Genomic DNA, 12,767 nt, shown 5'->3' on the forward strand with positions numbered 1-12,767 from the left:
GAAGTTGCGAAAGCTAGTGACAACATAATCGGCGATAATTTTATATTAAAAGAGAATGACATAAGTCCTTCATCGCAAGTTTCTATTAATACCAATATGGAGCAATGGATAAAAAATGCTGCTGATATTTCTGCAACTTCAATTCATGCAGATTTAACAAAATTAGCACAAAAACACCCCGAAATGTTTAAAAAGCCAAGCGAAGCGTTTAAATTATTCTTACAAATTAAAAATAATCCTACGCATTTTTTAGAGAACAACAGAGAAGATGTAGCACTCATTGCAAAAATGATAAATGATAAGAAAATTGGCAAAATGGGAGTTAAAAAAGATGATGGCGAAGTCGTGCATTTAACAAATAGGGATATTAGACCAAAAGACAATAAGGCTAATCCGCATAAAACTCTAGCGGTGGAGCCGCCAACTCACTACCACACTTCGGCAAAAGCAGAACAAGGCGATGGTGCAAAAGCACATTCACTAGAGCGAACTAATGATAGCATAAAACAAGAAACAAACAAAGACACAGACCCTATAACAAAACAACAACTAGACCAATTTCAAATATTACAAGAAGCACAAAGGGCTTATGACAAGCTAACAACAATAAAATATGCAAACAAACATATACAAAAACTTAAAGAGAGTTTTCAAAATGGAAATAGAATTTATAGTTTAGAATTGGAGGGATTAACCCACCCCACGAACTTAAATCGTAGCCCTAAATCTAAAGGGGTGGAAGACTCTCATCACGATGATGTCGGAGCTACTCAAACGACTCGGCTATTTGAGAATCATGGTGGCATTATACCACAAACCCCAAAAGATAATAGCGACCCATTAAAAACTTTTGAATATTTTAAAGATGACTTTATTAAAGCTTATCCCAAAGCACTAGAATTTCACGATGGACACATGCCAATGGCAAATTATCTCTCACACTATGCAAAAAAGGAAATACAAGAAGCAAACAAAGCCTTATTCAACACTGCAAAAGATGAGTTTAGTCAGGTATTAAAAGACATAGGGTTTAAACAACATGAGATGAAGCCAGTGATAGATTTTACAAATAAATATGATATTGAATACTCTTTAACAAAAGTAAGAGAATATTTAGATTACGCACAAAAGCATTATGATACTCTCCCACAAGACCAACAGACTTTAGCAAAAGATTTACTCAAACATAAACAAGATATACTCAACATATATGAAAGCAAGATGCCACAATACCAAGCATTAGATAAAAAGCGTATGTTGATGAGTAGCTTTGATAACAACGCAAAGATTCTAGGCAGTGATGAATACAACTTACTTAAAAATCTTGTTGATGAACTCTATATACCACAAACACCAAAAGAAATCATAAAACAAGCAAGAAAAAGTGGTAAAAGTGTAAAAGAAACAAAAGAATTACTACAAAAACATAATAAAGAGATACAGAGCATAAGAACAGAGATTAGAAAAGATATTGCAACAAGGCAAAAAAACATAGAACAAGGATACATAGACCTAGTAAGCAGCCATCATACAAAGATAGGAAAAAAAGGCGGATATGTATTTAAAAAGTATTTAGAAACCGATAAGAAAAAACAAAGCTATTTATATGATGGTTTTAATAAAGAATCTTTAGATAACTATTTACAATTAGTCAAAGAAAACGCACCTTTAAAAGAGAGAAACAAGGCACTAGACAGGCTTGTAAATGAAAGACTAGAAGCAGAAGCAAGATACCGCCAATTACAAAAACAACAAGAGGAATTAGAGGAAAAACAACTACAAGCATTTGATGAAGAATCTTTTATTAAAAGCTTAGAGGGTAAGAGTAAAGATGAGTTAGAAAATATTCAAGGCGATTTATGGAGTAAAAGCAGACATAAAAATAGCGATATACCATTTCCAGTAATATCTAGAATGTCAAACTTAGTTATGTGGATACGAGATAAAATCCCACAAGCTGCCTTTAAGAATGATGAATTAAGAGAAGCGATTAAATCCTTAAGAACACAAAAAGAATATAAAGATGATATAAATTCTATACAATATTTTAAAGAGAACAGAGCATATATAGAACAAACTTTAAACATTAAACCTATAAAAGAATTTGGCACAAACTATGCAGAACATTATCACAGCGGTGAAACTGCTATACAAAAACTCATAAATGAAGCACAAGCACATAAAGAAAGCGGAGCTAAGGGCGAGTATAAAGGACAAGTTGCAGGAGCATTTCATCGTAAAGAATTAGGGGATATTGATTTAGTTTGGGGAGAAATCACTGACCTTGAAAAACATAAAGGATATGGATTAGCACACATACTAGATAAGCACCCAGATTTTGATATAAGATTAATCCCTGAAATTATAGAAAAAGGAAAGATAGAAAAAACTTATAATGGATATAATATAGTTACTGATGATTATATTGTAGGGTTAAACAAAGGATTTAAAGATAAAGAAGGAAATATTATAAATGATAGTAATGTTTGGGTGGTAACAAGTTTTGAACCGCAGGCAAAATTAAAATAGGAAGCTAGTAGCATAGCATCCGTTACTAGCAATTACATTGAGCCGATGCCTCAAAAACCTAACCCCATTCTACCACAAATTCCCAAATAAAACAAGCCCCTATATTTCAAACAAACAATAATCTACAATAACAAAAAAAAAGTAAAACAAAATGCAATACAACATAAAAATAAATCCATAGCTTTGGAAGTATAACTAAAATATTACTTTTTGAATATCTCAATAATATTACTTATGCTATCTTTTAAAAATTTACCCAAAACACACACACAATAAGAAATAAGCCTATTTTGTTTATAAGCCCTATATAGAACTCGCTGTCTTTCTTATTAAAACAATTATAAAAATAAACATTTAAACCAGCATAAGCAAATATCCAAAAGAAAATAAAGTAGATTTTAAATTTTTTAATTTGATAACCGCCAAAAAATAGCCCCACAAGGAATCTGCCTAAAGCATTTACAATCTTTGCATTTTCTTTTAATGCTTCTGTATCATCAAGGAGTTTTTCATTTTCTGCTTTTTTAATATTTTGCTTTGATAGTTCATTTTGGTATTTTATTTCTTCTAGTTTTGCCGTGTTTGTTGCTAAGTCTTTTGCACTAGTTTGCGGAGTGGCATTCTCTGGCATTTGATTAGACATAGACATCTACACCTAGTTTATTTAATCGGTATTCCATAGCAAGAGATGAGACACCAAAATAACTCGCCATAGAATCTAAAGTGTATTTATTACCAGCAAGTCGCAGGACTTCATCTTGTGGCATTAATAGATTTGCGGCAAAAGTGTTAGCCTCTATCTCTTTTTCATCTAGCCCCAAAGATGAGCTAGTGTCTCTTTTGCTAGTATGACTTGTTCCGTCATTGTGTAATATAAAATGCCCTATCTCGTGTGCTATACTAAAAACTTGCCTAGTGATATAATCCGTAGCTTCTACAAAAATCTTTTTTTCTTTATAAAAAATCTGCCCTGATACATCACGGGGTAATGAAGCAGTAAAAACCTCTAAGTCATAAGCCTTAGCCACTAGTATAGGGTCAATAGGAAATATATTTGTAACCTTGCTTCTTGCAATGTCCGCTTGTGTAATGACAAACTGCTCTCGTGTGTAATTCATAGTAAACCCTTCTTATCTGCCCTATCATACCACAAAATCCCAAATAAAACAAGCCCCTATATTTCAATTAAAAAAGTAAATATAATAAATATGTTCGCTTATGTTTTAGGCAATAAAGCATAAGTCCCCATTATTAGCATATGCGTAGTGGGATTATGCTTTAAGGAAAACAAGATTTTGCATTCAAGGCTTTTATCCTGTGAAAATATTTGAATGATTTCATGCTTTTTATGACTAATCCCTACTATAAGGAACCATTAAGATTATCAACAATCAAAAGCTGGTTTTATTTTTCATGTTTATTTTCATTTTTTTTGCAAGCATAAACAAAAGTTTCGCTCGTGCGAGTGATGGCGGTAAATATATTTTACATAAGGTTTTACTCGCAGTCTAACAAGATAGTGTTGGCTTGGTGGGATACAAACCCCTCTAGCTTAAGCTATTTTAAGTGTAAACAATAAAATAGCTTTATTCGAGAGTGGCAAAAAAATATATAAGTTGTAAAAAAATAAAAAATGAATCATTCATAAAACTTATCATCTAGCAATATGAAAAATCACACAACACACTAAGTGTTGCACAAAAAAAGAGTATATGAAAAAGGAGAAAATGTCTAGAAAGTATATTTCAATTCTGTTCTAGTCTTAAAGAAATCTATATCGCCTACCAATGTTGCTGCTAGGAAAGAAAGCTCTAGCTTATCAAAAAACTTATAGGTAATATGCGGTGTGATTTCAAAAAAACTTGCATCTTTAATAAATGTCTGCTTAAGTCCATTCACTGATATTGCGGAATTATGAGGAGAAACTTTAAGCATAGGCACATAAGTATTACCAAATACATACGCTACATCAAGTCCCACTTTTAATGGAATCTTAAAGCCGTATTCAGCTGCTATATAGGTTACATTGATACTTGAGTTTTTAAAGCTACCAGACCCTAGCATACCTAAGCCCTCATAGGTTGCTGTAAGGTTGCCATTCCATATTTTTCCTGCGGTATCAATGCCACCTTTATAGTCTAAAAGTGTGCCATAGCCATCGCCAAAGCTTCCTAGATATCCAGCTTTTAGAGAGAATTTATCAATAGCAAGTTTTGCTTGAATGTTATAAAGTCCGCGAAATTTTGCTGCATTTGCCAATTCCGTATCAAATACTCTATCTATGCTTTTTCCATTTAGTCCAAGATAAAGATGGGGCTTACCATTTAATGCCGCCATGCTTGTTTGTGCAAGGATTGAAAGCTTCATAGAATCACCCAGCTTCATGCCATACTTTGCCTCACCATAAAGCAAAAAGTCCATAAAGCCATAGATATTTCCCACATAGACATTAAAATCTAAAGCCTTATTCATCACATTACCACCCATACCAAGCAATGTGAGATTATTACCTATGCCAACACCCGCGGCTGAAGTATGATCGTTGCTTGATAATCTTGTGCGGATATTATATCCTACATGATCGCCACTCCAGCTATCATAGAATGAAGCGTGGTATTTAATGCTACCACCATCTATTTTTTGCTTTGCATTAGCCACAAAGCCTGTGCCTAAATCCACTTTATTATCACTCAGTGGTGAAGAGATATTAATCTTTCCTGCATCAATCTTTGTGCTAAAAGAACCTATATCAAATTCTTTACTTGCAAATATTTGTGAAATATTGAATCTATCTGAAAAGTTATTTGTAAATGCAGTCCCACGACCACCTTGCACAGCACCATTTGTGTTGCTTCCTACATCTGGTGTGCTTGATCCTTGAGAGAAGAAAAGACCGGCAGTCGCACTAAAGCCATGTATCTTACCACTTGTTACATCAAGTTTTATTCTATACTGCTGACTTTGCCCATTTTGTCCAATATTATCAAATCCATTAATAGTAAAGAATCTCGCAAAGCCAAAGCCGCTAACTTTTGCATTTGTTACTAAATCTTTTAGTTTATTCTCTTTTTTTGCAGGTGCTACTGCTACTTCTTGTGTGGCAGAATCTTGTGCTACTTGTTCGTTATTTTGTGTTTGTGTCTCTGCAAACGCCACTTGGAATAATGCTCCTGCAAGCACTACTGAAAAAACTTTCTTCATCATGATCTCCTGATCTTTGAAATGTTTGCGGTATTGTAAAAGCCCTTTGTAAAAGCAAAAGTTCGTCTATGTAAAATGTGTATCAAATCTCATTTTTATATTCGTTTTGGAATCTAAATAATACAAATAGCTAAAACTTGAAATATAGCTTTTATAATTAAGGTATTTTGTATGGAAAGGATTTATATGCGTTGGGTTAAATTTATCGGCGTTGCGTGCATTGTACTGTGTTTATTTGCGGGTGGTGTTGCCTTTGATATTTTTGTAGTGCAGAAATTTACGCATAAAAATGTGGTAGAAGCAACACAAAATAATCACATAGAAATCTCACAATCTATTGAAACTTCAAAGGACATTAAGCCAGATTTATTGCAAATGGATCTTAGCATAGTAGAAAGCAAGATTCTAAAAAATACCCCCACACTTACAGAATCACAAAGAGAGCATATCACAAAAAAGCTAGATTCACTCATCACTCTAGCCCAAGCAAACAAGGATATTTGTAAATATAGCCCTTATACTTTTGGACCAACTGAAACCTATGACTACAAGAATGAGATGAAAGCTGGATATAGCATTGCCTTAAACATAAAATGCAAAATGAAAGAAGAAACTTATAAGCAGTATGAAGAGTTTATATCGCAAATAAAAAGGGTTGTATATCAAGATGAATGGCTAGATTTTAGAAATCATGCGTTTAAATTTGTTTTGTCGGATTCACTCCAAGAGACACAGAAAATTGCACTAAGAGAGCAAATCATAAAACAAGCAAATACACTAAAAGATGAATACAGCAAGAATCTCAATGCAAAATGCAATATTGCAAATATGTCATTTCTAAACACTCCACTCTATGACAATCCAATGTATGCGGTGGATAGAAAAATACTAAGTTATAATGCAAATGATTTTACAAGTCAAGGCAATGTGGATTCTAAAATCGATATAAAAAGTCTTATGGAATCTTTTGTTGTTCCATTAAAACTTAGCATGAATGTAAAATTTACATGTAATGTGCTTTAGCTATAGTTGGGATATGTGGTAAAACGAGTGCATATTACACCTTATCTTAGGATTGTGTTGGGATAGATTCTGTATTGAACTTTCATATTTTTTTGTAACAAGTAATGTGCGGTTATGCTAACTAAAAAATGGGGGATGGGATTAGATTCTATATAATTAGAAAATTAACAAGCTAATAAGGTTTAAGTGCCAAGCAAAAAGGAGTTAAAATGTAAATGCGCTTGAATCTTACAAGTGAAGGCCATAACATTTCTTTTACTGCCCAATCTTTTCCATTACGCCATCGTCATTAATGGCGACTTCAAACATTTCAGAATCTTGAGGAAAAATTTTGTTCGTTGCAGGTGGGAAATGTCGTGTTAGAATGATTTGATTGCTATCTTTCCAGCTTGATTCTGTTGTGAGTTTTGCAATACCTAGCATTTTTTCTATTGCCTTGCCTTTTTGTGTGTTTTCGGTGCGTAGCCTTTGTAGCTGTGTCGCCATATCTTTTTGCTTTTTTATTTGTCGCAATAAAAGCACATAGAATCCTAGCGTTTTCTTAGTCTCTGCATCAAGCTCAAAGCCTTCTTTCTTACTTCTGTCAATAACAGGTTTTAGATTATCAATGATAGGTTTTAGCTTTTGTGTTTTATCTGCTAATGCCCTGCAAAACGCTACGCGTGCGTTAATATCATCTTTTAGAAGTGAGTCTAGATGAATGATACTTGAGAGTTTTTCTCTATTCTCAAAATTAGCAAAAATATCAAAGCTTATTTGATTTTCATTGCCATTAATCGCTTTTAGATGAAGTTTCTCACAAAATTTAATATGCGTATTAGAATGCAGATTAGAAACCACAATGCTATCGCCTACAATCTTTGCACCTTGTGCATCAAGCACATTAATGCTTCCACCATAGACCTTGCCACTCTCTAGCTTATCGATATCAGCTTCTTTTGCATATAAGATTCCCTTATGGATATTGATACTTGCTTCATCGGCATACATAACTGCACTTTGATGGGTTTGTCCGTTAATTGTTAGTTTTTTTGCTTTAATGATGACTTTTTCACCAACCGTGCCTTTGATATTCACCACTTCGGCTTCAATAATCGCACCATTTTGCACCGCATCTTTTGTCTTATCTGGGCAATCAATATCTACCTCTGCCATTTTCTCAACACCGCCCAAAATACTATTTGTGCGACCAACTTGCTGAAAAGTGCCTATATCAATAAGCCTTAATCCAGTCTCTGCAAACTCTACAATACCATGTCCATCTGCCTCGTATTTAACGACTTGACCTTCTTCTACTTTTCTTATACCATTACCAGCTTCAGGTGGGGCTTTATACCTAAATGTCCCACTTTTAAACTCTTTAGAATCCCCCTTGCCATCTTCATGTTTTGGTGTATTTAAATGCAAGTTTTTCATATCTATAAATTCACCCTGCAAGTTTCTACCAGAAGTAGGTATGGAATCTTTTAAGAAAAAGCCGATAGGATCACCCTCTGCAACCGCATAAAGTGCGTTTGGCATGGGACTTTTATAATTTTCTCTACACCATTTCTCTTCTAAAAGATTTGTAAAACCTTGTTTTTTAATATCTGCTTTTGAGCGTAAGAATATAAATCTTTTCTCTTCCATAATCGTGCATGGTGGCGTAAAATTCTCACTTATAATCTTATCCACACGCATTTTTATCTGCTCTACGCTTGTAATAATAATGTCTTTTTGTATAAGAAATGCGGTGATATAGTCAGCGAGTTGAGCCTTATATTGCTCCCTATCATCGACAAAAAAGCCTTCTTTTAAGATTAAAACAGCTTCTAAATGGCGATAACTAAAAGCAAAATTTAACTTCGAAAAATCATATTCTTTTGGTGTGATTTCAATATCAAATGTTTGATAGATTTCATCACTTGTTTGATTATAAGTTTCTTTAAAAAAGGTTGGGGCTAAGACTTTATCATCTTTTTTTAACATTGTATGTGTATGTGCAACATGAAAATTACAATCATTAAAACTCAATTCAGAATCAGCACAAAACTGCGTAAGCTCTCTAACCCAATCACGCACACCTTTGAGTTTCTTTTTCGCAAAAAAAGTCATTGCCTTAACCTTAAAATCAAATTTTGTTTGTTACAATAGTTATCCCAAAAAATATTGCATATTCTACTATATTTTTGTAAAGAGTATAAAAAATGTTAGAAAAACATTCAAGCGAAAACATTAAAACGATAGATAATAACAAACAATTAAATATAAAACAAAACAGGCTTAAACGATTTTTTCTTACTAATGCTTCTGGAATCTTGTGTTCTCGTGTTTTTGGATTTTTGCGTGATGCCATTCAAGCAGCAGTGCTTGGGACAAGCATTTATAGTGATATTTTCTTTATTGCCTTTAAGTTTCCAAATATGTTTCGGCGTGTTGTGAGTGAGGGGGCATTTGTGCAAAGCTTTTTGCCATTTTTTCTTAGTGCGAAGAGAAAAGGGGCATTTAGTGTGAGTATTTTTTGGATTTTTCTTTTTTTCATTCTCATTTTAAGCATACTTGTTATGTGGTTTGCCCCTTTTATTACAAAGATTCTAGCATTAGGTTATGATGAAGAGAGGATTAATCTTGCTATGCCACTTGTGCGTATTCACTTTTGGTATCTTATATTAATTTTTATTGTAACTTATCTAAGCACACTACTGCAATATAAAAATATCTTTTGGGTCAATGCCTATAATACCGCACTTTTAAATATTGCCATGATTGTGGCTATGCTGCCTTATCAGTTTCAAATGAGTTTAACCGAAAAAGAACTTTTTGAAGCAGTGTATATATTAAGCTATGCAGTCCTTATTGGCGGTGTGTGTCAAATACTCATTCATTTTTATCCGCTTTATAGGGCCGGATTATGGAAGTTGCAGTATATTGGTATGCTTTCACTCAAAAAATGGTATAGAGATTCTAATATGACTATAAGTTTTAAGGGGATAAGATTTGGGGGTAAAGATTCTATTACTTGTCATGTTGAGCGTAGCGAAATATCTCATATAGAATCTAATTCCGCCTTAAATACCGCAAACAATCTAGATTCTAAACAGAATCTAGAATCTAAAAAAAGCATAGATAAAAATTCTGCGGAAGTATCTTTGAGTGATTTTGTGGGTTGTGCAGATATTGCAACAAGGAGTTACCTAAAGGGTAATGACGCAGTTTCAATATCAAACTCCCGCAAAATCACCAAAGAGACAACGCAAGACTCAAGATTCTATACAAAAGCAAAACACAACATCTTACGCTTATTTGCTGACATTAAAGCCTTTTTCAAAGCCTTTTTCCCTGCTATGCTTGGGGCTTCTACCGCACAAATTATTGCTATTATTGACTCTAGTCTTATCACACTTTTGCCAAATTCAGATGGGGGTGTCAGCACACTAAACTTTGCAAATAGAATCTTTCAGCTTCCTTTAGCAATCTTTGCTATTGCTATCTCTAGTGCATTATTCCCCACCATTGCAAAGGCGATTGAGAGAAAAGATGAAAAAATAGCTTTGCAGAATCTAAAAACAGCCTTTTGGTTTTTACTCATAACACTTTCTATTTGCACGCTTGGTGGCATTATGTTAAGTAATGAAATCGTATGGCTTTTATTTGAGAGAAAGAACTTCGTAAGAGAAGATACCCTGCAAGTTGCATGGGCGTTTATCGGCTATATGGCAGGACTCTTAGCCTTTGGCTTAACGCGGATTTTCTCCCTCTGGCTCTATGCGAAAAAGCAACAAGCAAAAGCGGCAAAATACTCTGTCATCGCACTTGCGGTTGGCACACTGCTTTCTGGAATCTTTATCTTTTTCATGCGATATTTTAGTATTACAGATGGCATACTTTGGGAATTGCGTTATTTTATAGTCGCACTGGCTGGGAGTATCGGTGGTGTTGTGCTTTTTGTTTTCAATATAAAAGCGTTTGGGATTCACAATTTTTTAGCTATAATCTCGCATAAAAAATACGCCTTTTACCTACTTTTAGCGCTTGGCGTAACCTTTAGTATATTACAAATTTTCAAGCAATTTTTTCACATTACATAACACTAAGGAAGACAATGAAAGTTTATGATTCAAAACATAGAGATAAAATAGATCTTGTTCCGCTTAACTCAAATGAAATACGCATGTATATATGCGGTCCAACCGTTTATGATGATGCACATTTAGGACATGCTAGAAGTGCTATTAGCTTTGATTTACTCGCAAGATTCTTGGAAACAAAAGGCTATAAGGTTATAGTCGCTAAAAACTTCACAGATATTGATGATAAGCTGATTAATAAATCCTTTCAAACACAAACTCCGCTCAATGAATTAGCAAAGCATTATATCGATAAATACTTGCAAGATATGGAATCTTTAAATGTGAGAAGAGCCCACTTTGAGCCTCGTGCAACGGAGTTTTTAGAATCTATGTCAAATTTTATAGAATCTTTATTGCAAAAAGACATCGCGTATCGTTTGCCTAATGGAGATATTTGCCTTGAAGTAAGCAAAGATAAGAGTTATGGCACATTAAGTAAGCATTTAGATGATACAGATTCTGTGCATAGAGTTGAGATAGAAGAGGGCAAGAGAGACCAAAGAGACTTTGTATTATGGAAAGCATACAAGGGAGAAAATGATATAGGCTATGAAAGCATACTAGGCAAAGGCAGACCCGGTTGGCATATTGAATGTTCTGCTATGATTGATTCTGTATTAGCATATAAAGACAAGGAATTTTGCATTGATATACATGCTGGTGGGCAGGATTTATTCTTCCCACATCATGAGAATGAAGCCTCGCAAACTCGCTGTTTGCATAATAAGGAACTTGCAAAATATTGGCTACATAATGGCTTTGTTACCATTAATGGTGAGAAAATGAGTAAGAGTCTAGGAAATAGCTTTTTTATTAAAGACGCATTAAAGGTATATCATGGCGAAATACTGCGTAACTATCTCATAGGCACACATTACAGAAGCCCACTGCATTTTAATGAAGAAGATTTATTGCAATCAAAAAAAAGGCTTGATAAAATATATCGCCTTAAAAAACGGCTTGATTATGAAAAAGATTCTATACCTAAATTTTTACCATTTTCTAATGACATAGAATCTATAGATTCTACAAATGAAGATTCTATAAAAGCAAATGAATGGGAAGAGTTTTTTAAGCCTTATATGAGTGAGATTCTAAAACAAGCTACAAAAGATTTTAGTGAAAAGTTTTTAGAATCTCTTAGTGATGATTTAAATATTTCACTTGCTTTAAGTGTAATTGAAGAGTTTATAAAAGAAGCAAACAATCACCTTGACACACAACCAAAGGATAAAGCCTATAAAGCTCAAGCAAAGGCAAATCTAGCATTAATCGACTTTGTGCTAGGACTTGGGACTTTAAGTTATAGCGAATATTTTCAGCTTGGTGTAAGCGATGAAGAAAAGTTAAAGATTGAAACTCTCATAAAAGAGCGACTAGAAGCAAAGGCAGCAAAAGATTTTGTAAAAGCAGATTCTATTCGAGAGACTTTGGAGGGTATGGGTATAACTATAATGGATAAAAGCAAAGAACATACAGAATGGGAGAAATTTTAGATTTTGTTTTTCTAAATTAAGTATTCTGTGAAAAATTCGCAAATATTTTTGAGTTTTCATGTAGAATAACAAACATCAGTTTTAATCGTAATGTTTATATAACAGAATCTCTGCTTGCAAAATAAACAAATCAAGGTGGCATTATGAATATTTTTACAAGGTTATTTAAGGTTAGCACAACAGGAACAAAAATCAAGATTCTAGCGTTTGCAATATTTTCAAATATGGCTTTTGCTGATAGTGAGAGTTTGCAAAAGTTGTTTAAGGAATATAATGTAGGCAAAGACAAATAAGAGTATATCAAAAAGCAATGCGATAAGGAAGTCCTTAAAGATAATTTCAAGGATTTAAGTAAGATATAGCAAATCTATAAATTTGAAACAACGCAAATTGATTGTGAAGTGCAAAA

9 protein-coding genes are annotated in these 12,767 nt (G+C 33.6%); 5 read left to right on the forward strand and 4 right to left on the reverse strand.

Annotated elements, in window-relative coordinates; genetic code table 11:
• Positions 1-315: 315 nt before the first annotated feature.
• Positions 316-2,529 carry a putative barnase/colicin E5 family endoribonuclease gene (locus tag C6H08_RS11155; protein WP_411698097.1) on the forward strand — a complete coding sequence of 738 codons (2,214 nt, stop codon included), beginning with the start codon at positions 316-318 and terminating at the stop codon, positions 2,527-2,529.
• Positions 2,530-2,773: 244 nt separating this feature from the next.
• Here C6H08_RS11155 and C6H08_RS00495 read toward each other — a convergent pair whose 3' ends face one another.
• The 3 genes from C6H08_RS00495 to C6H08_RS00505 form a co-directional block, all read right to left on the reverse strand.
• On the reverse strand, positions 2,774-3,172 hold the full coding sequence (locus C6H08_RS00495; RefSeq protein ID WP_034579226.1) for a hypothetical protein: 399 nt from the start codon (positions 3,170-3,172) through the stop codon (positions 2,774-2,776).
• Positions 3,165-3,647, reverse strand: a complete 483-nt coding sequence (locus tag C6H08_RS00500; protein WP_052093079.1) for an ImmA/IrrE family metallo-endopeptidase — start codon at positions 3,645-3,647, stop codon at positions 3,165-3,167. Before C6H08_RS00500 ends, C6H08_RS00495 begins: the two co-directional genes overlap by 8 nt.
• 613 nt (positions 3,648-4,260) lie before the next feature.
• Entirely contained in the window at positions 4,261-5,730 is a 1,470-nt protein-coding gene (locus C6H08_RS00505; protein WP_034563202.1) for a hypothetical protein, read from the reverse strand.
• A gap of 186 nt (positions 5,731-5,916) precedes the next feature.
• Between C6H08_RS00505 and C6H08_RS00510 the strand changes: the two genes are divergently transcribed.
• The gene (locus tag C6H08_RS00510; protein WP_233708397.1) at positions 5,917-6,753 is read left to right on the forward strand and encodes a hypothetical protein; all 837 of its coding nucleotides are present in this window, start codon (positions 5,917-5,919) and stop codon (positions 6,751-6,753) included.
• Between the two features lie 255 nt (positions 6,754-7,008).
• Here C6H08_RS00510 and C6H08_RS00515 read toward each other — a convergent pair whose 3' ends face one another.
• The gene (locus C6H08_RS00515; protein ID WP_034563200.1) at positions 7,009-8,847 is read right to left on the reverse strand and encodes a hypothetical protein; all 1,839 of its coding nucleotides are present in this window, start codon (positions 8,845-8,847) and stop codon (positions 7,009-7,011) included.
• 92 nt (positions 8,848-8,939) lie between these two features.
• Here C6H08_RS00515 and murJ point away from each other — a divergent pair, with 92 nt between their 5' ends.
• The 3 genes from murJ (at position 8,940) to C6H08_RS00530 (ending at position 12,651) form a co-directional block, all read left to right on the forward strand.
• Positions 8,940-10,820: a murein biosynthesis integral membrane protein MurJ gene (gene murJ / locus C6H08_RS00520; protein WP_052100045.1), complete on the forward strand. Its 1,881-nt coding sequence runs from the start codon at positions 8,940-8,942 to the stop codon at positions 10,818-10,820.
• Between the two features lie 14 nt (positions 10,821-10,834).
• Positions 10,835-12,358 (forward strand): cysteine--tRNA ligase, encoded by a 1,524-nt coding sequence (gene cysS, locus C6H08_RS00525; protein ID WP_034580254.1) that lies wholly within the window; start codon positions 10,835-10,837, stop codon positions 12,356-12,358.
• Between the two features lie 143 nt (positions 12,359-12,501).
• Positions 12,502-12,651, forward strand: coding sequence for a hypothetical protein (locus C6H08_RS00530; protein ID WP_233708398.1), 150 nt, complete (start codon positions 12,502-12,504; stop codon positions 12,649-12,651).
• The last annotated feature ends 116 nt before the right edge of the window (positions 12,652-12,767 follow it).

Source organism: Helicobacter bilis (assembly GCF_900198365.1).
GTDB classification, from domain to species: Bacteria; Campylobacterota; Campylobacteria; order Campylobacterales; family Helicobacteraceae; genus Helicobacter_A; species Helicobacter_A bilis_B.